The sequence below is a fragment of the Streptosporangium sp. NPDC049376 genome (assembly GCF_044466505.1).
Classification (GTDB): domain Bacteria; phylum Actinomycetota; class Actinomycetes; order Streptosporangiales; family Streptosporangiaceae; genus Streptosporangium.
This window is the reverse complement of the sequence record NZ_JBITMT010000016.1, coordinates 126453-148328: the sequence shown is the minus strand read 5'-3', so window position 1 is coordinate 148328 and position 21876 is coordinate 126453. Positions and strand designations below refer to the sequence as shown.

Here is a 21876-nt window from a genome sequence, read left to right as displayed (position 1 = left end):
CGAATCCGATCAGACCCCGCGCAGCTGCGCTCCGGTCCGCTCACCCGCCAGGGCAACCGCGGCGTCGCGGGCCGCGGTGGTCTCCTCGACGGTGAGCGTCCGGTCGGCCGCCCTGAACCACAGGGAGTAGGCCAGTGACTTGTTCCCCCCACCGATCTGGGCGCCGGTGTAGACGTCGAACAGCCGGATCGACTCCAGCAGTTCGCCCGCCCCCTCGCGCAGCGCCGCCTCGACCTCGGCAACCGGCGTCGCGGCGTCGACGACGAGCGCGACGTCCTGGGTGGCGATCGGGTAGGCGGAGATGGAGGAGACCTGCACCGGGCCCGGCATCAGCCCTTCGAGGTGGGTCAGCTCCAGCTCCATCGCGCTGGTGCGCGGCGGCAGGCCGTAGGCCTCGATGACGCGCGGGTGCAGCTCACCGGCGTGGCCGACGAGGACGTCCCCGACGTACAGCGCGGCGCAGCGGCCCGGGTGCCAGGGCTCGTGCCGGTCGGCGCGGACGTCGAGGACGACCCCCGCCTCGCGGGCCACCACGCGGGCGGCCTCGACGGCGTCGGCCCAGCCTGCCTGTCGGCCCTTGCCCCACCAGCCGGAGCGCTCGAACTCGCCCGCGAGCACCACTCCGGCCCTCAGCGGCTGGGCGGGTAGCGCCGCCTCGATCGAGGCGAGCTCCTCCGCCTCGGGCCTGCGGTCCACGCCGAGGACCGGCGCGGTCGCGGGCGCGTCCTCGGCGGGCCGGTAGACCAGGCCCGTCTCGAACAGCGCCACGTCGCCGAAGCCCCTGCCCACGTTGCGGACCAGCGTCTTGAGCAGGCCGGGCAGCAGCGTGGTGCGCAGCAGCGGCTCGTCCTCGCTGAGCGGGTTGGCCAGCCGTACGGCCAGGCGACGGGCGTCACCGGCGGGCAGCTGCAGGTTGTCGAGGTCGCGCTCCCCGAAGAACGGGTAGGCCAGGATCTCGACGTAGCCGGAGGCCGCCAGCGCCCTTCCCGTACGGCGGCGCAGCCGCTGTCCCGGGGTCAGGCCCGCGCCCGCCGGAGCACCCGGCAGGATCGAGGGCAGCCTGTCGTAGCCCTCAAGCCGGATGACCTCCTCGGCGAGGTCGTTGGGGTCGATCAGGTCGGGCCGCCACGAGGGCGGGGTGACGGTCAGCATGTCGTCGCCGACCACGGCCAGCTTGGCGGCCAGTTCGTCCCCGGGCTCGACCGAGCCTTCCACGACCGTGCAGCCGACCTGCTCCAGGTTCCGGACCACCGTCTCGCGGTCGTAGACGACGCCCGCGACCCGGCCGGGGTAGCCGCTCGGGATGGAGATCTGGACGGGCTCGATCTCGATCGCCGCGTGGGTCACCCCGGGCTGGACCACGCCGCCACCCAGTTCGGCCAGCAGGCTGACCGCACGCCAAGAGGCGTAGAGCGGAAGCTCCCGGTCCACACCCCGCTCGAAGCGCTTGGACGCCTCGCTGACCAGGTTGTGGCGGCGGGACATCCGCGCGATGCCGCTGGCGGAGAAGTGCGCGGCCTCGATCACGATGTCGGTCGAGGTGTCGGAGATCTCGGTGTTCAGGCCGCCCATGGTGCCCGCCATCGAGATGGCACCCGAGGCGTCGGTGATGAGGATGTCACCGGGGTCGAGCGTGCGCACGGCGTGGTCGAGGGTCTCCAGCTTCTCGCCGGGCTCGGCGCGGCGCACGACGATCTCACCGTCAAGCCGGGTCGCGTCGAAGGCGTGCAGGGGCTGGCCAAGCTCCAGCATCACGTAGTTGGTGACGTCGACGGCCAGCGAGACCGGCCGCATGCCCGCGCGCGACAGGCGCGTGCGCATCCACAGCGGGCTCGGCGCCGCCGGGTCGAAGCCCTGGACCTCCCGCAGCACGAAACGGTCGCACGCGCTCGCGTCGGCGATCGAGGCCGGGTAGGACGGGGCCGCCTCGGCGGGCGGGGAGACGTCGGCGGGGTCGAGGAAGGCCACCCCGAAGGCGGTGGCCACCTCCCTGGCCACGCCGCGGATCGACAGCGCGTAGCCGATGTCCGGGGTGATCTCCAGCTCGATCACGTCGTCGCGCAGGCCGAGGAGTTCGGCCACGTCCGCGCCGATGGGCGTGCCCTCCGGCAGCACCATGATGCCGTTGTGCTCGTCGCTCAGCCCGAGCTCGCGCTCCGAGCAGATCATGCCCTCGGACATGCGTCCGTAGGTCTTGCGCGCGCCGACCTCGAAACCGCCGGGCAGCACGCCGCCGGGCAGCACGACCGGCACCCGGTCGCCGACGACGAAGTTGGTCGCGCCGCACACGATCTCCCGCGGGGCGGCCTCACCGACCTCGACCTGGCAGTGCCGGATCGGCTTCTTGAAGCCCTGCAGCTCCTCGATGGCGAGCACCTCGCCGACCACGACGCTCTTGACGTCATGACCGTAGGAGGTGACGGCCTCCAGCTTGAGACCGGCGGCGGTGAGCCTGTCGGCCACCTCGTGCGCGGTCACTGCGGGGAGATCGACGTACTCCCGCAGCCATGAAAGCGGGACCTTCATCAGACCTCCATTCCGAACGGAAGCGTGAAACGCACGTCTCCCTCGACCATGTCACGCATGTCCTCGACGTTGTGGCGGAACATCAGCGTGCGCTCGATGCCCATACCGAAGGCGAACCCGCTGTAGCGGGACGGGTCGACGCCGCAGGCGATCAGCACCCGCGGGTTGACCATCCCGCAGCCGCCCCACTCGATCCAGCCCTCCGACTTGCACGTACGGCAGTGCGGGTTGCCCGGCACCGCGGAGGCGCCCCGGCACACGAAGCACCGCAGGTCCATCTCCGCCGAGGGCTCGGTGAACGGGAAGTAGTTCGGCCTGAACCTGGTGGTGATGCCCTCCCCGAACATGAGCTCGGCGAACCTGTCCAGGGTGCCCTTGAGGTGGGCCATGGTCAGGCCCTCGTCGACGGCCAGTCCCTCGACCTGGTGGAAGACCGGCGTGTGGGTGGCGTCGAGCTCGTCGGTGCGGAACACCTTGCCCGGCGAGATCACGTAGACCGGCAGCGGACGGCTCAGCAGCGCCCGGACCTGCACCGGGGAGGTCTGGGTGCGCAGCACCTTGCCCGAGTCGACGGACTCGACGAAGAAGGTGTCGTGCTCGGAGCGCGCCGGGTGGTCGGGCGAGATGTTCAGCGCGTCGAAGTTGAACCACTCGCCTTCCAGCTCCGGCCCCTCGGCGACCTCGTAGCCCATGCCGACGAAGGCGTCCGCGATGCGCTCCTGCAGGGTGGTCAGCGGGTGGCGGGCGCCGCGGGCCGTACGGTCCCAGGGCAGTGTGACGTCGACGGTCTCCTCAACGAGGACCCGCTCGTCGCGCTCGGCCTCCAGCTGTGCCTGACGCTCGGCGAAGGCGTCCGCGACGGCCTTGCGCGCGCCGCCGATGCGTTTGCCCGCCTCTGCCCGGGCCGCGGGCGGAAGCGCGCCGATCTCGCGGTTGGCCAGGGCGATCGGCGAGCGGTCGCCGGCGTGCGCGAGCCGTACCTGCTTGAGTTCGTCGAGGTCGCGCGCCGCCTTGACGGCGTCGAGCGCCTCCGCCTGCATGCGCGCCACCTCGTCGGCGTGCAGCGGGGTCACCTCGACCGGGTCGTAGTTAGACAAGAGAAAGCTCCGAATCCAGGGCTTGAGCGGCCATGAGTCTAGTCGGGGAAGCCCACCGGGCTGGCATCCGCGCTCAGGCGAAGTCAGGGGTGCCGGTGGGCACCATAAATCGAAACTCGGCCCCGCCCTCGGGCCCCCGCTGCACGGAGATGGTGCCGCCGTGGGCCTCGATGAGACCCTTGACGATGAAGAGACCGAGGCCGGTGCCACCGCGGCGGCGGGCGTTGCCCCGCCAGAACTGCCGGAACACGCGCGTGGCCAGCTCGGGCGGAATGCCCTCTCCCTGGTCACGGACGGACACGGTCACTCCCCATTGGTTCGGTTCGACGACTATTGTCACCGTACCGCGCCCGTGGCGCACGGCGTTTTCCATCAGGTTGGCCAGCACCTGGTCGATTTTGTCCTGATCGAGCCAGGTCTCGGGAAGTTCGCCCAGCACCCGGAGCAGGAAGCGCCCCTCGGGCTCCCCCGCTGCGACCCGCCCATCGATGATCTTCTGGACCCTCGCCGGGACGTCGACCACCTGACGATGGATCTCAAGGCGCCCCGACTCGATGCGGGACACGTCGAGCAGCTCGGTGATCAGCCGGGTCACCCGGTCGGCGTCGGCGTTGACCGTCTCCAGCATGACCAGCTTCTGGTCGTCGGTGAAGCGGGTCCATTTGGCGAGCAGGGTCGCGGTGAACCCCTTGACGCTGGTCAGCGGGGAGCGCAGCTCGTGGGCGACGGTCGAGACCAGGTCCGCGCGGCTGCGTTCGAGCCTGGCCCGCGCGCCCGCGTCACGCATCGTGATCACCACACGGGCGATCTCGCCACCCCGCTCCGGCCTGCGCACCAGCCGGGCCGCGACGAGCATCTCCTGACCGCCGGGAGTGCGCAGCGGCAGCTCGGGCTGGCGGGTGCGGGTCGGCAGGCCGCCGTAGGTGTCGAGCCACTTCCACCAGTCGCGCCCGTCGTGATCGCGGAAGGAGAACACGTCCCGCACGTGACGTCCGACGGCCTGTTCCCAGCCGATCCCGGTCAGCCGGGTCGCGGCCCGGTTGACGCTCAGCACGTGGCCGTCCCGATCGGTCACGACGAGGCCGTCGGGAAGGTCGTCGACGTCGATCACACAGGCGGAATCAGCGCTCCGCTCGTCGGTGTGTTCGCCGTGCACGACCCCGCCTCCTCGACGCTACAACGCCGACAATAGCGGGTTTCGCGTGTCCTCCGGCAGCCTCGGGACGGGGGGCCTCACCCGCTCAGGGGACGTACACGTTGAGACCGGGCAGAGGCATACAGACACACCGCGGCGGCCGTCGCGAGGTTGAGGCTCTCCGCCCCGCCGTAGATCGGCACCCTGACCACCTCGTCGGCAAGGTCGAGGATCTCCTTGGGCAGCCCCCAGGCCTCGTTGCCGAAGATCCAGGCCGCGGGCCCCGAGAGGTCGACGTCGTCGAGCGTCCGCGTTCCCGCGCCGTCGGCGGCGAACACCCGCAGGCCCGCCCCTTTGAGCCTGTCCACGGCCTGTGCCACCGGGGCACCGGTGACGACGGGCAGGTGGAAGAGGCTCCCGGCGCTGGCCCGAACGCACTTGCCGTTGTAGGGGTCGACGGAGGCGTCGGTGAAGACCACCGCGTCGGCCCCCGCGGCGTCCGCGGTGCGCAGCACGGTCCCGGCGTTGCCCGGGTCGCGGACGTGGGCGAGCACGGCGACGAGCCTCGCCTGGTCGGTGACCGCGCTCTCCAGGGGAACGTGCACGAACCGGCACACCGCCAGGAGGCCCTGCGGGGTGACGGTCTGGGCCAGTTCGGCCATCACCTCACCGCTGGCCCGGTGCACGGGCACCCCCGCGGAGACGGCGGCGGCGACGAGGTCGGCGTGGCGCGCCTCGGCCTCGACGGTGGTGAACAGCTCGGTCACGACGCCGTCGAGCGCCAGCGCCTCACGAACCGCCTGCGGCCCCTCCGCCAGGAAGGACCGGTCCCGGTCCCTGAAGGCTCGTTTGGTCAGCCGCCTGGCCGCCTTGACCCGCGGCGACTTGATGTTGGTCAGCTCAGATCCCGCCATGTCCGTTCCCCAGGAATGCGAATGCGGCCCACAGCGTGATCGCTGTGGGCCGCGTGTTCTTCAGCGCGTTCGTCGGCGCCGGATTCAGCCGGCGACCGGCGCGTTCACGTCGGCCGGAAGCGCCTTCTTGGCGGCTTCGACCAGGGTCGCGAACGTGGCGGCGTCGTTGACCGCGAGGTCAGCGAGGATCTTGCGGTCGACCTCGATGGAGGCCAGACGCAGCCCCTGGATGAGGCGGTTGTAGGTGATGCCGTTCTGACGGGCAGCGGCGTTGATGCGCTGAATCCACAGACGGCGGAAGGTGCCCTTGCGGTCCTTGCGGTCGCGGTAGGCGTAGGTCATCGAGTGGAGCATCTGCTCCTTGGCCTTGCGGTACAGCCTGGAGCGCTGCCCCCGGTAGCCCTTCGCCCGCTCAAGAACGACCTTGCGCTTCTTCTTGGCGTTGATCGCCCGCTTCACGCGTGCCATTTGTATCTATCTCCCCGGGGGCCGTTACTTAGCGAGCAGCTTCTTGATCTTCTTGGCGTCGGCGTCAGAGAGCACGACCTCGGGCTTGAGACGACGCGTCAGCTTGGAGGACTTCCACTCGTTGTAGTGGGCGCGGTTGGCGCGGCGGCGCTTGATCTTGCCTGAGCCGGTGAGCCGGAACCGCTTCTTCGCACCGCTGTGCGTCTTCATCTTCGGCATCTCAGCCGTCTCTCCCTCGATCGTGCCGATGTCCCGGGCCGGTAACCCGAGTCAAGGGCATGCCTGACTGTGAGACCGGACCCGGCCTCGGCTTCATCTCGCGACTGCCTGACGGTTCAGGCTATGCGAGTCACTCCTGCGGAGCGGGCACCTGCTCGTCCTGAGACCCGTCCGCGGCATCGTCGTCACGCCGCGCCTTGGCCGCCGCCTTCTCGGCCTTGGCCTCGGCCTTCTTCTTGTGCGGCCCGATAACCATGATCATGTTACGGCCATCCTGCTTGGGCTGGGACTCGACGAAGCCGAGCTCCGTGACGTCCTCGGCCAGCCGCTGCAGGAGCCGGAAGCCCAGCTCGGGCCGGGACTGCTCCCGGCCGCGGAACATGATCGTTACCTTGACCTTGTCCCCCGCCTTGAGGAACCGCACCACGTGACCCTTCTTGGTCTCGTAGTCGTGCGGGTCGATCTTCGGGCGGAGTTTGATCTCCTTGATGATCGTGTACGCCTGGTTACGCCGCGCCTCGCGTGCCTTCATCGCGGACTCGTACTTGAACTTGCCGTAGTCCATGAGCTTGCACACGGGCGGGCGAGCCGTAGCCGCGACCTCGACGAGGTCGAGATCGGCTTCCTGAGCCAGCTTCAGAGCATCGCCGATGGAGACGATGCCAACCTGTTCGCCGTTCGGACCGACGAGGCGGACCTCGGGGACGCGAATACGGTCGTTGATGCGGGGCTCGGCGCTGATGAGGCCTCCTAGGTTGCGATCCGCCGCCGTCCTTGCAGGCGGCTTTGCACATACTCGATCGTGCCGGGAGGGTCGCGGAACACAGGCCGTTTCCAGGTCGAGAAGCGCGAATGCCCCGCACGTCGCGCATGCGGGGCCACATGAACTCGCCGATTCACACACCGCGAGCTCGGCCGGAGTCATCCGGCTGTGATCCTTGACCTGCCGACCTCTCGGTCGACCAGGTGGGAGGTGAACCTCCGCTTGCGCGTCCAGCAGGCATGCCGGACCGATCGAGTAGTTACTCTATCACACCCCCCGACACCCGCCGAATCATTCCCGATCCCACCTTCTCAATATGCCGATGGTCGATATATAAAGACCATATGAACCAGAGATCGATGCAGGAGCCGACGTTCCTGATCCTCACGGCCCTGGCCGCGGGACCCCAGCACGGTTACGGGGTGATCAGCGACGTCCAGGAGATCTCCGGCGGCCGGGTGCGCCTGCGGGCGGGAACCCTGTACGCCGCCCTCGACCGGCTCCAGTCCGAAAACCTGATCGCCACCGACCGCGAGGAGGTCGTGGAGGGCCGGATACGGCGCTACTACCGGTTGACCGCGGAGGGCGGCACCCGCCTGGCCACCGAGGCCGAACGGCTGCGCAGGCACGCCGAGGCGGCCTCGACCCGGCTGCGTGCCCTGGTCCCCGGCGTGGGCGGGGGTGTGGCGTGAGCACACTGGAGGAGCGTTACCGCAGGCTGCTGGCCCTCTACCCGGCCGAGCACAGGGCCAGGCACGGGGAGGAGATGCTCGGGGTGATGCTGGCGCAAGCCGGGCAGGGGTGGCGGTTCCCCGACCCGCGTGACGTGCTCGACCTGGTCAAGGGCGGGGTGCTGATCCGCCTGCGGCACGCCTTCGGCCCGGGCAGCGGCGGATCCTGGCGTGACGCGCTGAACATCGCCGCGATCGTCGCCCCGCTCCACCTGCTGGTCCTGGAGATGAGCACCTGGGGCACCATACTGTTGACCGTCGACGGCACCCAGCCTCTCCTCTACGCCCTGACGCCCGCCGTCTACGCGCTGCCGCGCCTGCTGATCGTCTGGCTCGCGCTGCGCGGCCCGCGCTGGGCGGCCGCGGCGTCGGCCTGGGTCTTGACGGCCGCCAGCACGACGATCCCGGCTGTGCTCAGCATGGGCATCGATCCGTTCACCCCCTTCGAGAGGGCGTTCTACGCGCTGCCCGACCTCGCTGTCGCGCTTCTGCTGACGTTCGCCCCCAGCCCGACGGCGGGGGCGGCACTGGTCGGCCGCCGTTCGCTGCTGCGCTGGACCGCCGCGGCGATCCTGACGATGAACGTCGCCTCGGCTCTGGAGCACTTCCTCGCCCCCGAGTACTTCCTCGGTTCCCTGGCCATGACGACGATGGTCTGCATGGCCTGTGGAGCGGCCAGCCGCACCCCGGCGGGACGCCGGGCCGTCATCCTCCTGGTGCCGCTGTTCCTGGTGCTCTACCGCGGCGTGTCGTGGTCCGGGATGTCGCACGACGAGTGGCTTCCCGGACTCGTCCAGGTCCTGGTGGGCGTCACCGCCTTCGTCGTGGCCAGGAGGGGCTTCCGGCCGTACGGCTCGGGGACCGTCAGCTCCCCGGAGCCGCTCGCCTGACGATCTCGGCCTTGCCCGCCGCGCGCATCGCCTCGACCGGGACGTCGGTCCGGCCGGTCATCATCTCGACCTGCCGGACCGCCTGGTGCAGCAGCATCGGGAAGCCGCCGACCACGGTGCCGCCCGCGGCCTCCACGGCCGAGGCCAGCCGGGTCGGCCACGGCGCGTAGACCACGTCGAAGAGCGCGGGCACCCCGGCCAGCAGGCCGGCGAAACCGTCCGCGGCGCCGGAGGGCAGGGTGGAGACGACCAGGTCGACGTCCAGGACGCTCTCCAGCTCGTCGAAGGTGCGCACCGACAGGGCGGTGCCGAGCCGTTCGGCCACCTGTGCCGTCTCGCCCGCCCTGGCCGGGTCGCGGACCACCAGATTGGCCCGCGAGAGGCCCAGCTCGCGCAGGGCGGCCAGTGTCGAGGCGGCCGTCGCCCCGCCGCCGAGGACTGTGGCGCCGTGCGGCGGCTTGACCCCGGCCTCGGTGAGCGCCTGGACGATGCCGTACACGTCGGTGTTCTCCCCGTGGCGACCGGCCTCGGAGAAGATCACGGTGTTCGCCCCGCCTACCTCGACCGCCAGGTCGGAGACCGTGTCGAGCAGCGGGAGCACGGCGCGCTTGAGCGGCATCGTCAGCGACAGGCCCGCCCAGCCGGGGCCGAGCCCGTCGAGCAGGGCGGGCAGCCCCGCCTCGTCGCATTCGAAGGCCTCGTACTGCCAGTCGTACAGGCCGAGGGCCTCGTAGGCGGCCCGGTGCAGGTGGGGCGAGAGCGAGTGGGCGATGGGCGAGCCCAGGACCGCCGCCCGTGTCATCCGCCGTTCCTGTTCTTCTCGAACTCCGCCTTCAGCTGGAAGAACTCGGCCTCCGTCGAGGCGAACTTGGTGATGCCGCGCTTGGGGTCTGTGGTGACGAACCAGATCCAGTCGCCCTTGGCCGGGTCGAGCGCCGCCTGGATGGCGTGGTCACCCGGGTTGGCGATGGGGCCGGGCGGCAGGCCGAGCCGCTTGTAGGTGTTGTAGGGCGACTTGCTCTCCAGGTCGGCGTTGGTGGCGGAGATGCCGTACTTGTTCAGCCCGTACATCACCGTGCTGTCCATCTCCAGCTTGCGGTTGCCGTCCAGGCGGTTGTAGATGACCCGGGCCACCTTGGACATGTCCTCGACGCTGCCCGACTCGGCCTGGACGATGCTGGCGATCGTCATGATCTCGTGCGGGGTGTGCCCGAGGCTCTTGGCCGCCGAGACGAGCCCGTCCTTGTCGGCCGTCTGGTTGAAACGGTCGACCATCGCGGTGAGGATGTCCGCCGCGGTCATCTTGGGGGTGATGTCGTAGGTGGCGGGGAAGGCGTAGCCCTCCAGGCGCCCCTTGGCGTAGCCGGGCAGGCCGAGCGCCTTGACGTTCTTCGCGGCCTGCTGGAACTCCTTGAGCGGCTTGCCGGTCTCCTTGGCGAGCGTCGCCAGGGTGTCGGACAGGCGCAGGCCCTCCTTCAGCGTCACCCGCTCCAGCAGCCGCAGGGACGGGTCGAGCAGCTTGACGGCCGCCGCCGAGGACATCCGCTTGCGCATGCGGTACTCACCCGGTTGCAGGGATGCGCTCTTGCCCGCGTCGGCGACGGCCCCGGTGAACGTCCTGGCGCTCTTGACGACGTCCTGCTTCTCCAGGGTCTGGGCGACGTCGGAGGCGGTCTGACCGTCCTTGATCTCGATGACGACCTCGCCGCTGCCCTCACCGGCGTAGTCCTGGGGAGTCGTCACCTCACGCAGCCAGGTGTAACCGTAGAAGCCCGCCGCGCCGAGACCGCCGATCAGGACGATGACCGCGAGCATCGGGGCGAGGAAGCCGCCCCTGTTGCGGCGACGCCTTCTGCGGCGGCCACGCCGTCCTGGAGACTGGCGAGAGCCACGCCGTGACCCGTCGTCGTCCTCGGCGCCGACCAGAAAGTCCATATCGAGCCCGTTCATAGATGCGCTGGCCAATCTCCCGGCAGGGACGGCGTGGCGTCAAGCGGGTCCGCCAAACCGAGGAGGAGCCCCGGACCGGACACCTCGGACCGCCGTTGGCCCTCGTTCGGACCGCCGGAGTGGATCGCCGCGCGCGGCGGAACGGGGGGTGTTCCGCCGGACATCAGTGCGTCCCGAGGTATCTGTTCAGCTGTTCCCGGTATCTCACAAACTCACTCTCTTTGTCAGTGAATTTCGTGATTCTATGCGCCGGATCCGTGGTGACGAACCAGAACCACCTTCCCCGGCCAGGCCGAAGCGCCGCTCTCAGCGCCTTCTCCCCGGGACTGGCGACGGGGCCCGGCGGCAGGCCGGGCCTCAGATAGGTGTTGTACGGCGAGCGCACCGTGGTGTCCTTCTCCGAGACCATGAGGCTTCTACGCCTTTGCGCGTAGAGCACCGTGGTGTCGAGCTGGAGGGGGGAACCGGCCTTGATCCGGTTGTAGATCACTCTAGCGATCTTCGGATAGTCCGAGTATCTCCCACCTTCCGCCTGGACGATGCTGGCCACCGTGACGGCCTCAAGCGGGGTCAGGTCCCTCCTGGCGGCCCGCCGTTCCAGGTTCAGGTCGGCGGCGGCGGCCTTGAAACGTTCCACCATGGCCCCGAGCAGCTCGGCCGGGGTCGTGTCCGGCTCCACCTCGTAGGTCGCCGGGAACAGGAAGCCCTCGGGGCCCCTGGCGTAGCCGGGCAGGCCCAGCGCCCGGAGGTTCCTCGCCGCCCCGGCCAGGTCGGCCCTGCGCATCCCCGTGCCCTCCGCGAGCCGGTCGAGCAGCTCCGGCAGACGCAGCCCCTCGGGGACGACGACACGCCGCACCATCCGGGAGCGGGGCTCGGTCAGCAGGTCGAGTGCCGAGGTGGCCGACATGCCTTTGCGCATCCGGTAGTGCCCGGGGAACAGGCTGCCCGCCTTCCCGCGTTCCTCGGCCACCGCGACGAACGAGCCCGCGCTCGCCACGACCCCCGCCTCGGCCAGCGTCGCGGCGATCTCCCCCGCGCTCGCGCCCTGCGCGATCCGCACGGTGACCGCTCCCGTGCCGGGCCCCTCGAAGTCGGCGGGGGTGAGGTAGGGCCTGGCCAGGACATAACCCCCGGCTCCGAGCAGCGCGGCGCCCGCGCCGCAGGCCAGCAGCCATGTCAGCCGCCGCCCGCTCACCGTCCGGTCCCGCCGCTCGGCCTCTCCTCACCGGGCCGCCGGGCGCCCGGCGGCCCGGACGAAGAACCTCTCGGCGCCCCGGAGGACGGCCCTGCCGGTGGACCGGCCGCCACGCCCGGTGGCCTGCCGGTCGCCCGTTCGTTGTCCAGGGCCGCCTGGAGCAGCACGACCGCCGCCGCCTGGTCGACCACGCCGCGCTGCTCCCTGGCCCTGACGCCACTGGCGCGCAGCCCCTGCTGCGCGGTGACCGTGGTGAGCCGCTCGTCGAACAGCCTGACGGGGACGGGCGCCAGCCGCGAGGCGATCCTGCCCGCGAACTCGCGGGCCACCCCCGCCGCCTGCCCCTCACGGCCGGAGAGCGAGGTCGGCAGGCCGACGACGATCTCCACCGCCTCGTACTCGGCCGCGATCTCCGCGAGCCGGTCGAGGTCGCCTCTGCCTCGCCGTACGGTCTCCACCGGCGTGGCCAGCAATCCGGACGGATCGCTGCGGGCCACGCCGATGCGGACCGAGCCGACGTCGACACCCAGCCGGATGCCACTTCTCATCATGTTCTCCGCCTCCGCCTCAGAGCCGCGCGCGGCTCACCGGCTTCGGCCGCTCAGGCGAGTGTCTGGGCGATCGCCTGTTCGACGGCGCCCAGCGCGTCGCCGATCGCCTCGGGCCGGGTCCCGCCGCCCTGGGCGACGTCGTCCTTGCCGCCGCCGCCACCGCCGAGGGCCTTGGCCGCGACGCCGACGAGCCTGCCCGCCTTGAGGCCGCGCTCACGGCCCGCGTCGTTGACCGTGGCCACGACGACCGGCCGGTCGGCGGGAACCGCCGCGACGACGACGACCGCCGCGCGATCCCCTGGGAACCGTCCGCGCACGTCAAGGGCGAGTTTACGCAGATCATCCGCAGAGGTGCCATCAGGCGCGCGGTGTGTCACCACGGACACTCCGCCCAGATCACGTGCTCCGGCGGCCATCTCGCCCGCGAGCGCGAGGACCTGGGCGGAACGGAGCCTGTCCAGCTCCTTCTCCGCGGTGCGCAGCCGGGTGACGATGCCCTCGATCCGCTCGGGCAGTTCCTCCCTGCGGGCCTTGAGCTGCTCGGAGAGCTGGGCGACGAGCACGCTCTCACGGGCCAGGAAGCGGAAGGCGTCCAGGCCGACCAGGGCCTCGACCCGTCGCACTCCGGCGCCGATCGAGGCCTCGCCGAGCACCTTGACCAGGCCGAGCTGGCCCGATCTCGCGACGTGGGTGCCGCCGCAGAGCTCACGGGAGTAGTCGCCGACCTCGACGATGCGGACGGTCTCGCCGTACTTCTCGCCGAACAGGGCCAGCGCGCCCATCGCCCTCGCCTCCGCCTGGGAGGTGTGGAAGGCGTTGACCTTCAGGTCGTTGATCAGGATGGCGTTGACCTCGTCCTCGACGTCACGGAGCACACTGGGCGGCACGGCGCCCGCCGCGGTGAAGTCGAAGCGGAAACGGCCGGGCGAGTTCTCCGAACCCGCCTGCGCGGCCGTCTCGCCGAGCGCGTTGCGGAAGCCCCTGTGCACCAGGTGCGTGGCGGTGTGGCTGCGGGAGATGGCGCGGCGCCGCTCGACGTCGATCTCGGCCTGGGCCTGGTCTCCGACCCGGACCTCACCGGTCCTGACCTTGCCCCGGTGCACGATCACGCCCGAGACCGGGGACTGCACGTCGACGATCTCGACCTCGGCCCCGTCGGTGCGGATGATCCCCTGGTCGGCGAGCTGGCCGCCGCCCTCGGCGTAGAAGGGGGTACGGCTGAGCACGACCTCGACGGTGGTGCCCGCGCCCGCGGCGGGGACCGGGAGCCCGTCGACGAGCAGGCCGATGACCGCGGACTCGGCGGTCACGTTGTCGTAGCCGAGGAACTCGACCCTGCCGGTCTTCTCCAGGATCTGGCCGAAAACCGAGATGTCGGCGTTTCCGGTCTTCTTGGCGGCGGCGTCGGCCTTGGCGCGGTCGCGCTGTTCCTTCATCAGCCTGCGGAAGCCCTCCTCGTCGACCTTGAGGCCCTGCTCGGAGGCCATCTCCAGGGTCAGGTCGATCGGGAAGCCGTAGGTGTCGTGCAGCTGGAAGGCCTGGTCACCGCCGAGGGTGCCCCGTCCCTTGCGCTTGGTCTCCTCGACGGCCGCGTCGAAGATCGCGGTGCCGGTGCGCAGGGTGCCGAGGAAGGAGGCCTCCTCCGCGTCGATGACGCCGTGGATCTGCGGGGCGTCGGCCTTGAGGTCGGGATAGAGATCGCCCATCACGTCGATGGTCACCGCGGTCAGGTCGTGCATGTAGCGCTGCTCGCCCGCGCCCAGCAGGCGCAGGTTGCGGATCGCACGGCGCAGGATCCGCCGCAGCACGTAGCCCCGGCCCTCGTTGGAGGGCAGCACGCCGTCGGCGACGAGCATCACGCCGGTGCGGACGTGGTCGGCGACCACGCGCAGCGAGACGTCGGCGCGCTCGTCACGGCCGTAGCGGGTCCCGGTCAGCTCCGCGGCCCTGTCGAGGATCTTGTAGGTGGTGTCGATCTCGTAGATGTTGTCGACGCCCTGCAGGATCGCGGCCATCCGCTCCAGGCCCATGCCGGTGTCGACGCTCTTGGCGGGCAGTTCGCCCACGATGTCGAAGTCGGTCTTGCTGCGCACCGTACCGAGCTGGAACTGCATGAAGACGTTGTTCCAGACCTCCAGGTAACGGTTCTCGTCGGCGATCGGGCCGCCGTCCCTGCCGTACTCGGGGCCGCGGTCGTAGTAGATCTCGGTGCAGGGGCCGCCGGGGCCGGGCACGCCCATGTGCCAGTAGTTGTCGGCCAGGCCGCGGCGCTGGATGCGCTCCGCGGGGATGCCGACCTTGTGGTGCCAGATGTCGTAGGACTCGTCGTCGTCGTGGTAGACGGTGACCCAGAGCCGCTCCTCGGGGAAGCCGAAGCCGCCCTCGGACTCGGGCTTGGTCAGCAGCTCCCAGGCCAGCGGGATCGCCCGCTCCTTGAAGTAGTCGCCGAAGGAGAAGTTGCCGAGCATCTGGAAGAAGGTGGCGTGCCTGGTGGTCTTGCCGACCTCGTCGATGTCGGGGGTGCGCACGCACTTCTGGACGCTGGCCGCCCGGGGGTAGGGCGGCTTCTGCTGGCCCAGGAAGTAGGGCTTGAACGGCACCATGCCCGCGGGGACGAGAAGCAGCGTCGGGTCCTCGGCGATGAGGCTGGCCGAGGGCACGGCGGTGTGCCCACGCTCCTCGAAGAAGCGCAGGAAGCGGCGGGCGATCTCTGCCGACTCCATGTCAGCGGCCATCCTTTACGTGGTAGGTGTAGGTGTTCTCAACACTGTCGAGGCCGAATCGGGAGCGCAACTCGGTTTCCCGCTGCGCCGCGCCGTCCAGCGCCTCGGCCGCGAAGTCCCGGGCCTGGTCCAGGACTCCCGAGGCGCCGCGCACCGCACGGCGCGCCAGGTGGTTCGGATGCAGTGACTGCAGCTTACGCATCGCCCACACGGCGCCGAACGCGCCCAGGGAGATGTAGAAGAGCCTGCGGATCATCGCCGCCGCCCTTCGAGGACCCGGGAGCCGGGCCTGCCGTTCCTGCGGGCCGACAGGGCGCGCCTGACGCCGTGGGTCAGCGCGGCGAGCTTGATCAACGGCCCGGTCACCAGGGTCTGGGTGACGTCGCTGATCTTGGCGGCGTGCCCGCTGACCTGCTTGACGTCCTTGGCGATGGCCTCGACGGCGACCAGCTGGCGGTTGGTCTCGCTGACGGTGACCGTGACGTCCTCCAGCAGCGGGACCACACGTTCGCCCAGCTCGGAGACCATCTTGGTGGTCTCGGTCAGCAGCCGGGCCAGCTTGACCAGCGCCACGGCCAGGAAGCAGACCAGGATCGCCCAGGCCATCGCGACGATCAGTCCGGCGACCTCTCCTGCGGTAAGCATGCGCCGATCTCCTTAGTTGACCCGGCTGGAACAGGCAAGACCTTACCGCGTCCCGAACCGCTTCCCCGGCATACCGTGACACGACGCCCAGGCGGTCGGCCGTACCCGCCCGGCTTCCCCGCCGGCGACGGCCCGTTCCGTACGGCCAGGGTCCTGGGCGCGCCCCCGAAGGCGTCCATGCAGAGCTGGGCGAACCGGCCGACCCCCGGGATCATGAGTGTCCAGCCCGCCAGGGCCCAGCCGAGGTGGATGTGGGTCAGCACGTGGGCGATCGCCGCCACCCCCTGGGCACCGCGCCCGTCCGCCGACTCGTAGGTGATCCGGCGCAGCCCCGCAGGGTGGTCCTCCGCGGCGAGCACGCGCAGCCCGGCGGGACGGCGCGCGACGATCCACCCGCCGACCTGCGAGCAGATCCCGCAGGTGGTGGCCACGTACACGGACGCGACGACCCCGGGGAAGGCGACGGGCCGCCACCTGGGCACCCACGCCCGTACGGCGCGCCGGTAGGCGGCCCACTCCCCGCCGAAGCGCGCGGTGAGCCCCTCCCCCTCGTGCCAGGCCGCCAGCCCCGCCCCGTAGGCGAAGGCGACCAGCGCCGCGGCCAGGAACACCGGGTCGAGCAGGGCGAGCAGCAGGTAGCCGCCCGTCATCGCGGCCTGCATCGGGTTACGGACGTAGGCGTAGGGCCCGGTGACCACCAGCCGTTCCGGCGGGTCGTACGGCAGCGGCGTCCCCCGGCCGGCGAGCGCGAACTCCCGTACGGCGGCCAGCCCGAGCAGCGAGGGCACGGCCAGCGCCTGCGCCATGAGGCCGAGCACCCACGTGGGCTGCCGCCACACCCCGGTCAGCACGATGGGCAGCGCCATGCCCCCGGCGGCCGCGAGGACGATCTGGGCGGCGGCCCTGAGGGGCAGGCGGCGGCCTCCGGCCGTCCAGGAGGCCACCAGCAAACCGGGGAGCAGGGCGACGGCCATCGCGACCGCCTCCCCGGCGAGCCAGTGCTCGCCGAGCACGACGACGGGCTCGGCCAGGGGCATCACCGCCAGGTCCAGCCAGCCGAGGGACGCGGCGACCAGCGGGATCGGCGCCCGGCGTGCCACCAGGCCGGGAACCGCGCCCCAGAGCAGTGCCCAGCCCAGCAGCAGGTCGATCGGAACGCCCCGGTAGAGGGCCCCTACCGCGGTGAAGCGCCACCAGCCGAGGTCCTGGGCGAGGAGGTTCACCGCGATGAGCGCCTCCAGGTTCCACAGCGTGGCCAGGATCGCCGCGGCCGCGTCCCGTTCTCCGAGCCCCCGGCGGACCCGGCCTCTCCAGGTGGCCGCGAGCACCGCGGCGACCGGTACCGCGAGGGCCAGACCGCGCACCAGCACGGGGTCGCCCGTCATCGGGCGAAGGTCCCGGCCAGGTAGTCGGCGGCCTGGCCGACGGCGTAGCGCTGCAGGGGGCCGAAGTACCAGCCGGGGTCGAAGGTACGGCGGTAGCGCAGGGTCACCGCGAGCCTCCCGTTCCCCCAGGTGAACTCCGCCTCGCGGAGGTCGAGCCAGCGGGTCAGCGTGGTGTCGCGGACCACGGAGAAGGTCACCCGCCCCGGGCCGCGTTCCTTCACCCTGAGGGTCATCGAACGTGGTTCGGGAAGGGCGCCGACGCCGAGGGAGCGGCGCGGGTTGAAGGTGATCTCCCGCAGGGCGCCGACCTCAAGGCCGGTGCCGGTTGCCGCCAGCGGCCTGGGGAAGCCGATCTTCAGGAACGCCGACTCGAACGGGCCGAAGCGGGGGACGGCGGCCAGGGCCTGTTCCGTCCCGGTCCCCGGGGCCGCCCGCACCGCGGTGACCGCGTTGTCACGGGCCGGTCCGGCCACCTCCGCGCCCACGGCGACGAGCGTGAGCAGCACCAGCGGGGCGGCGAGCGCGTGGGGTCCCCGCCGGTCGAAGTAGTCGATGACGGCCCCGATCAGCAGGCCGACGAGGTAGAAGAGCGGGGCCGCGAACAGCAGGCAGACGATCCCCTCGCCGAGCAACGGTCCCGCGAAGGCGAGGGCCACGGTGATCGTCGCCAGGATCGCGCCGGTCGCGGACCTCGGTTTGCTCGTCAGCACGACCGTGATGGCGATGACGGCGGGGAGGCCGACGTAGAAGAGCGTCGTCTCCTCCAGGTGGCCCGCGTGCAGCACCCGGTAGAGCAGGAGCGCGACGAACAGGGCCAGGAGCAGACCGGCGAGGTTCCAGCGTGCCCTGCGCTCGGTCCGGTCCTCGGGGAGCGGTTCCGAGTCCGGTGATTTTCCGGACGGGTCATCCATGGAGCCACCTCTTCATCGGTCGATTTAATCAGTCGATTAAACCGTATGATCGAAGAGATCGTCTTGGCAAGGGAGCGGTGAAGTGAACAAGCAGGCGGGCGCGGAGACCCGGGAGCGGCTGATCGAGGCCGCCGCCGAGACCGTGCGGACCGAGGGATACGCCGGGGCCAGCGCCCGTACCATCGCCAAGGCCGCCGGGGTCAACTCGGCGCTGGTCTTCTACCACTTCGGCGGGGTCGATCCGCTGCTGCTCGCCGCACTCGACCGCGCCTCCGAGCAGCGGATGACCGACTACCGCAGAGCCGTCGAGCAGGCCCGCACGCTGGAGGAGCTGGCCGAGATCGCCACCGCGATCTACCGGGCCGACCTGGAGGCGGGGCACATCACGCTCTTCTCCGAGCTCGTCGGCGCGAGCATCGCCAGGCCCGAGCTCAGGGCGGAGATCGTCAAGCGCTCCGACCCGTGGATCGACTTCGTCGAGCAGACGCTGGAGCGGGTCATCGGCGGCTCACCCCTGGCCAGGCTCATGCCGCCCCGCGACCTCGCCTACGCCGCGATCACCTTCTACCTGGGCGTCAACCTCTTCACCCACCTTGACGCCGACCGCTCCCGCACCGACGCCCTGTTCACGCTGGCCCGCCGGGTCGCCCCCCGCGCCAGGCTGCTGACCGTGCGCTTCCCCCGCCGCGGACCTCGCGCCCGACGGCAGGACGGCGCGCCTCCCTCCTGAGGGGCTACTGGCCACCGCGCAGGAAGGCGCGGATCCTGCTCCAGCGGTCGGCGAAGGCGGCCTCGGCTCCGTGCCGGGTCGGCCGGTAGTAGCGGCGGTCCCTGAGCTCGGCGGGGGCGTAGTCCTGGCGGACCAGGCCGTGCTCGAAGTCGTGCGGGTAGCGGTAGCCCTCACCGTGGCCGAGCCCCCGTGCCCCGGGGTAGTGCGCGTCGCGCAGGTGGGCGGGGACCTGGCCGATGTCGCCCCGCCGTACGTCCTGGGCGGCGGCGTCGATCGCGGTGATCACCGCGTTGGACTTGGGGGCGAGCGCGCAGTGGACGACCGCCTGGGCCAGGTTCAGGCGGCCCTCGGGCAGGCCGATGAACTCGACCGCCTGCGCCGCGGCCACCGCCACCTGCAGGCAGGTGGGATCGGCCATGCCGACGTCCTCCGAGGCGAAGATGACGATCCTTCGGGCGATGAACCTGGGGTCCTCCCCCGCCTCGACCATCCTGGCCAGATAGTGCAGCGCGGCGTCGGCGTCGGAGCCCCGCATGCTCTTGATGAAGGCGCTGACCACGTCGTAGTGCTGGTCGCCCTGACGGTCGTAGCGCACGGCCGCCTTGTCGACCGCGCGCTCGACCACCTCGACGGTGATCTCGTCCTCGGCGATCAGCGCGGCCGCCTCCAGATAGGTGAGGGACCTGCGGGCGTCTCCCCCGGCCAGCCGTACCAGGTGCTCGACCGCCTCGGGCGCCAGCCGTACCCGACCGTCCAGGCCGCGCGGGTCGGCGGCGGCGCGTTCGAGCACGCCGCGGATGTCCTCCTCCGACAGCGACTCCAGGGTCAGCAGCAGCGAACGGGACAGCAGCGGCGAGATGACGGAGAAGAACGGGTTCTCCGTGGTCGCGCCGATGAAGGTGACCCAGCGGTTCTCGACGGCGGGCAGCAGGGCGTCCTGCTGGGCCTTGTTGAAGCGGTGCACCTCGTCGACGAACAGCACGGTCTGCCGCCCCGACATGCCCAGCTCGCGGCGGGCCTGCTCGATGGCGGCGCGGACCTCCTTGACCCCGGCGGAGACCGCGGAGACCTCGACGAAGCGGCGCTTGGTCACCCCCGCGACCACGTAGGCGAGGGTGGTCTTGCCCGTGCCCGGAGGCCCCCACAGGAACAGCGACATCGGGGCCTCGCCCTCGACGAGCCTGCGCAGCGGCGTGCCCGGCCCGAGCAGGTGACGCTGGCCGATCACCTCGTCCAGGCCACGGGGGCGCATCCGCACCGCCAGTGGCTCATGGCCGCGGTGGGCCTCCTCCGCCGCCGAGTCGAACAGGCTGTCCACGCTCAGACAGTACCGTCAGGGGGCGGGCTCCCGATCCCTCAGAAACCTCCCCAGACCGCGACGGCGCCGCTGTGGCCCGCCCTCACCACGTAGTAACCGGCCACCACGGCCAGGACCACCGTCAGCGCGCGCAGCGCCGTCCCGACCCCCTTGGGCGCGCTCTCCGAACGCCCGGGACGCGTGAGCCGGACGAGACCGAGTGAGACCACTCCGAGCGCCAGTACGGCCAGCAGCAACGGGGTCGCGAAGCTCTCGTGCTCGGCGACGCGCTGCCCGAGCTCCCCGCTCGCCGAGGAGAAACGTCCCCTTTTGAGCTCCTCACCGCTCTGCCTGGCCGCGAAGACCGCCACGGGCGAGATGACCGCGAGCCCGACGACCGCCCAGGTCAGCACCGCGCGCGTGCGTGCGGCCAGGGCGTAGACGGCGGCCAGCACCACCAGCAGGGGCGTCAGGACCACGGCGGCGTGGACGATCAGCGGGTGGGCGGGCAGGCCCAGAATCTCGTCGAACATAGGGGGGCTCCGGTCATCGGCGGCGTCTGTGCAGGTGGGATCCCACCGTGAACGCTACCTGGAACGCGGCACTTCACCCGCGTCTTCCTCTCCTACCCCATCTGACGGATTCTGTCACTTACATCCATCACACGCCGAGGCGGGTACGCTTTCGCCCAGTCAATAGTCATGGAACAGCAATTCTGGAGGACGAAGCGGTGAGCGGCGAAGACCGCCAGAGCCAGCTGGCGCGGGAGCACAAGGAGCGGCAGGCCCAGCGGGCCCAGCAGACCGCCCAGCAGTCGACCGCAAAGTCGAGGCGGAACACCTTCATCGGAGCCGGCGTCGCGGTCGTCGTCGTGGCCGGAGGCCTGTTCGCCGCGACGAACCTCCTCGGCGGCAACGACCCCAAGCGCCCCGTCTCCTCGGAGAAGAGCGCGGCGGCCGACCCAAGTCAGGCCCCCGCCCTGCAGCCGTCGCCGACCCCCTCGGCGGAGCTGGCCAAGCTGACCTGCTCCTACCGCAAGGACACCAGCGGCAGCCCGGCCAAGTACGTGGGCATGCCCCCGGCCAAGCCCAACCTGAAGCTGAAGAACATGAAGATCACCACCAACCTCGGTGACATCGTGATCGAGCTCCAGACGGACCGGGCCCCCTGCGCGGTCAACTCCTTCGCCTTCCTGGCGAAGAAGAACTTCTTCGACAACACCAGGTGCCACCGCCTGGCCACGCCGGAGAACTCCGGGCTCGGCCTGCTGCAGTGCGGCGACCCGCAGGCCAAGGCCGACGGCAAGAACCCCACCGACGGCCAGGGCAGCTCGGGTTACGTCTTCAACGACGAGAACCTCGGCGGGCTGCCCTACACCAGGGGAACGGTCGCGCTGGCCCAGGCGGCCGAGGCGGCGAACCAGAACGGCAGCCAGTTCTGGATCTCCCTGTCGGACGAGACCGCCCAGCTGCAGCCCGACTACACACCCCTCGGCACGGTCACGCAGGGCATGGACATCCTCGACAAGGTCTACAAGGGCGGCTGGATCGAGAACCCCAACGACATCACCGGCGACGGTGGCTCGAACGCCCCCAAGATCCCGGTGATCATCAAGGACGTTCAGCTCACCTAGGGCCACCTCGGAGGGCCTCGACGGGGGTGAGGCCCTTTCGTCGCAGGCTCGCTCGCACCGACATACCGGTCATCACGGCCACCATCTCGCACACGGCGGGCGAGCCGCGACCT

The 21876-nt window shown here is 70.9% G+C and carries 21 protein-coding genes and 1 pseudogene; 4 read left to right on the top strand and 18 right to left on the bottom strand.

The window, feature by feature from the left end; translation table 11 throughout:
• Positions 1-9: 9 nt before the first annotated feature.
• From pheT to infC, 7 genes are all read right to left on the bottom strand, one after another.
• Positions 10-2526 (bottom strand): phenylalanine--tRNA ligase subunit beta, encoded by a 2517-nt coding sequence (gene pheT / locus ACIBVQ_RS31290; protein ID WP_399181814.1) that lies wholly within the window; start codon positions 2524-2526, stop codon positions 10-12.
• Entirely contained in the window at positions 2526-3566 is a 1041-nt protein-coding gene (pheS, locus tag ACIBVQ_RS31285) for a phenylalanine--tRNA ligase subunit alpha (RefSeq protein ID WP_352011735.1), read from the bottom strand. The genes pheT and pheS overlap by 1 nt, the downstream gene beginning before the upstream one ends.
• Positions 3567-3696: 130 nt before the next feature.
• A complete protein-coding gene (locus tag ACIBVQ_RS31280) occupies positions 3697-4779 on the bottom strand; it encodes an ATP-binding protein (RefSeq protein WP_399181812.1) in 1083 nt (360 codons plus the stop codon).
• 77 nt (positions 4780-4856) lie between these two features.
• Positions 4857-5672, bottom strand: coding sequence for an RNA methyltransferase (locus tag ACIBVQ_RS31275; protein WP_352011706.1), 816 nt, complete (start codon positions 5670-5672; stop codon positions 4857-4859).
• Positions 5673-5756: 84 nt separating this feature from the next.
• Positions 5757-6140: a 50S ribosomal protein L20 gene (gene rplT, locus ACIBVQ_RS31270; protein WP_012892552.1), complete on the bottom strand. Its 384-nt coding sequence runs from the start codon at positions 6138-6140 to the stop codon at positions 5757-5759.
• Between the two features lie 24 nt (positions 6141-6164).
• Positions 6165-6359 (bottom strand): 50S ribosomal protein L35, encoded by a 195-nt coding sequence (gene rpmI, locus ACIBVQ_RS31265; protein ID WP_184716514.1) that lies wholly within the window; start codon positions 6357-6359, stop codon positions 6165-6167.
• Between the two features lie 130 nt (positions 6360-6489).
• Positions 6490-7101 carry a translation initiation factor IF-3 gene (infC, locus tag ACIBVQ_RS31260; RefSeq protein WP_352011734.1) on the bottom strand — a complete coding sequence of 204 codons (612 nt, stop codon included), beginning with the start codon at positions 7099-7101 and terminating at the stop codon, positions 6490-6492.
• Between the two features lie 365 nt (positions 7102-7466).
• Here infC and ACIBVQ_RS31255 point away from each other — a divergent pair, with 365 nt between their 5' ends.
• Positions 7467-7814, top strand: a complete 348-nt coding sequence (locus tag ACIBVQ_RS31255; protein WP_352011705.1) for a helix-turn-helix transcriptional regulator — start codon at positions 7467-7469, stop codon at positions 7812-7814.
• The gene (locus ACIBVQ_RS31250; RefSeq protein ID WP_399181809.1) at positions 7811-8743 is read left to right on the top strand and encodes a hypothetical protein; all 933 of its coding nucleotides are present in this window, start codon (positions 7811-7813) and stop codon (positions 8741-8743) included. Before ACIBVQ_RS31255 ends, ACIBVQ_RS31250 begins: the two co-directional genes overlap by 4 nt.
• Here ACIBVQ_RS31250 and ACIBVQ_RS31245 read toward each other — a convergent pair.
• From ACIBVQ_RS31245 to ACIBVQ_RS31205, 9 genes and pseudogenes are all read right to left on the bottom strand, one after another.
• Positions 8718-9545, bottom strand: a complete 828-nt coding sequence (locus ACIBVQ_RS31245) for a shikimate dehydrogenase (RefSeq protein WP_399181806.1) — start codon at positions 9543-9545, stop codon at positions 8718-8720. The genes ACIBVQ_RS31250 and ACIBVQ_RS31245 overlap by 26 nt on opposite strands.
• On the bottom strand, positions 9542-10678 hold the full coding sequence (gene mltG, locus ACIBVQ_RS31240; protein WP_362911415.1) for an endolytic transglycosylase MltG: 1137 nt from the start codon (positions 10676-10678) through the stop codon (positions 9542-9544). The genes ACIBVQ_RS31245 and mltG (ACIBVQ_RS31240) overlap by 4 nt, the downstream gene beginning before the upstream one ends.
• A gap of 178 nt (positions 10679-10856) precedes the next feature.
• Positions 10857-11888 carry an endolytic transglycosylase MltG gene (mltG, locus tag ACIBVQ_RS31235; protein WP_399181804.1) on the bottom strand — a complete coding sequence of 344 codons (1032 nt, stop codon included), beginning with the start codon at positions 11886-11888 and terminating at the stop codon, positions 10857-10859.
• Between the two features lie 89 nt (positions 11889-11977).
• Positions 11978-12436 (bottom strand): annotated as a pseudogene (gene ruvX, locus ACIBVQ_RS31230) (Holliday junction resolvase RuvX); the annotation flags it as partial.
• A 53-nt stretch (positions 12437-12489) separates the two neighbouring features.
• Positions 12490-15162, bottom strand: a complete 2673-nt coding sequence (alaS, locus tag ACIBVQ_RS31225) for an alanine--tRNA ligase (RefSeq protein ID WP_399181802.1) — start codon at positions 15160-15162, stop codon at positions 12490-12492.
• 1 nt (position 15163) lies between these two features.
• Positions 15164-15418, bottom strand: a complete 255-nt coding sequence (locus ACIBVQ_RS31220) for a hypothetical protein (RefSeq protein ID WP_352011699.1) — start codon at positions 15416-15418, stop codon at positions 15164-15166.
• On the bottom strand, positions 15415-15807 hold the full coding sequence (locus ACIBVQ_RS31215; RefSeq protein ID WP_352011698.1) for a DUF948 domain-containing protein: 393 nt from the start codon (positions 15805-15807) through the stop codon (positions 15415-15417). The genes ACIBVQ_RS31220 and ACIBVQ_RS31215 overlap by 4 nt, the downstream gene beginning before the upstream one ends.
• Positions 15777-17192: a methyltransferase family protein gene (locus ACIBVQ_RS31210; RefSeq protein ID WP_399181800.1), complete on the bottom strand. Its 1416-nt coding sequence runs from the start codon at positions 17190-17192 to the stop codon at positions 15777-15779. The genes ACIBVQ_RS31215 and ACIBVQ_RS31210 overlap by 31 nt, the downstream gene beginning before the upstream one ends.
• Complete coding sequence (locus ACIBVQ_RS31205; RefSeq protein ID WP_399181798.1) at positions 17189-18103, bottom strand: hypothetical protein; 915 nt, start codon at positions 18101-18103, stop codon at positions 17189-17191. The genes ACIBVQ_RS31210 and ACIBVQ_RS31205 overlap by 4 nt, the downstream gene beginning before the upstream one ends.
• An 82-nt stretch (positions 18104-18185) precedes the next feature.
• Between ACIBVQ_RS31205 and ACIBVQ_RS31200 the strand changes: the two genes are divergently transcribed.
• Positions 18186-18833 (top strand): TetR/AcrR family transcriptional regulator, encoded by a 648-nt coding sequence (locus ACIBVQ_RS31200; RefSeq protein ID WP_399181796.1) that lies wholly within the window; start codon positions 18186-18188, stop codon positions 18831-18833.
• A 4-nt stretch (positions 18834-18837) separates the two neighbouring features.
• On the opposite strand, the gene ACIBVQ_RS31195 is transcribed toward ACIBVQ_RS31200, so the two are convergent.
• Both ACIBVQ_RS31195 and ACIBVQ_RS31190 read right to left on the bottom strand, forming a co-directional pair.
• Positions 18838-20151 carry a replication-associated recombination protein A gene (locus tag ACIBVQ_RS31195; RefSeq protein ID WP_352011694.1) on the bottom strand — a complete coding sequence of 438 codons (1314 nt, stop codon included), beginning with the start codon at positions 20149-20151 and terminating at the stop codon, positions 18838-18840.
• A 38-nt stretch (positions 20152-20189) separates the two neighbouring features.
• Positions 20190-20663, bottom strand: a complete 474-nt coding sequence (locus ACIBVQ_RS31190) for a DUF2231 domain-containing protein (RefSeq protein WP_399181794.1) — start codon at positions 20661-20663, stop codon at positions 20190-20192.
• Between the two features lie 197 nt (positions 20664-20860).
• Between ACIBVQ_RS31190 and ACIBVQ_RS31185 the strand changes: the two genes are divergently transcribed.
• The gene (locus ACIBVQ_RS31185; RefSeq protein ID WP_352011692.1) at positions 20861-21763 is read left to right on the top strand and encodes a peptidylprolyl isomerase; all 903 of its coding nucleotides are present in this window, start codon (positions 20861-20863) and stop codon (positions 21761-21763) included.
• The last annotated feature ends 113 nt before the right edge of the window (positions 21764-21876 follow it).

Bases quoted from the DNA above. Each gene is read 5' to 3' on its own strand.
- pheT (WP_399181814.1), bottom strand. From the start codon at position 2,526: ATGAAGGTCCCGCTTTCATGGCTGCGGGAGTACGTCGATCTCCCCGCA.
- pheS (WP_352011735.1), bottom strand. From the start codon at position 3,566: ATGCAGGCGGAGGCGCTCGACGCCGTCAAGGCGGCGCGCGACCTCGAC.
- ACIBVQ_RS31275 (WP_352011706.1), bottom strand. From the start codon at position 5,672: ATGGCGGGATCTGAGCTGACCAACATCAAGTCGCCGCGGGTCAAGGCG.
- rplT (WP_012892552.1), bottom strand. From the start codon at position 6,140: ATGGCACGCGTGAAGCGGGCGATCAACGCCAAGAAGAAGCGCAAGGTC.
- rpmI (WP_184716514.1), bottom strand. From the start codon at position 6,359: ATGCCGAAGATGAAGACGCACAGCGGTGCGAAGAAGCGGTTCCGGCTC.
- ACIBVQ_RS31255 (WP_352011705.1), top strand. From the start codon at position 7,467: ATGAACCAGAGATCGATGCAGGAGCCGACGTTCCTGATCCTCACGGCC.
- ACIBVQ_RS31245 (WP_399181806.1), bottom strand. From the start codon at position 9,545: ATGACACGGGCGGCGGTCCTGGGCTCGCCCATCGCCCACTCGCTCTCG.
- mltG (WP_362911415.1), bottom strand. From the start codon at position 10,678: ATGGACTTTCTGGTCGGCGCCGAGGACGACGACGGGTCACGGCGTGGC.
- alaS (WP_399181802.1), bottom strand. From the start codon at position 15,162: ATGGAGTCGGCAGAGATCGCCCGCCGCTTCCTGCGCTTCTTCGAGGAG.
- ACIBVQ_RS31220 (WP_352011699.1), bottom strand. From the start codon at position 15,418: ATGATCCGCAGGCTCTTCTACATCTCCCTGGGCGCGTTCGGCGCCGTG.
- ACIBVQ_RS31215 (WP_352011698.1), bottom strand. From the start codon at position 15,807: ATGCTTACCGCAGGAGAGGTCGCCGGACTGATCGTCGCGATGGCCTGG.
- ACIBVQ_RS31210 (WP_399181800.1), bottom strand. From the start codon at position 17,192: ATGACGGGCGACCCCGTGCTGGTGCGCGGTCTGGCCCTCGCGGTACCG.
- ACIBVQ_RS31205 (WP_399181798.1), bottom strand. From the start codon at position 18,103: ATGGATGACCCGTCCGGAAAATCACCGGACTCGGAACCGCTCCCCGAG.
- ACIBVQ_RS31190 (WP_399181794.1), bottom strand. From the start codon at position 20,663: ATGTTCGACGAGATTCTGGGCCTGCCCGCCCACCCGCTGATCGTCCAC.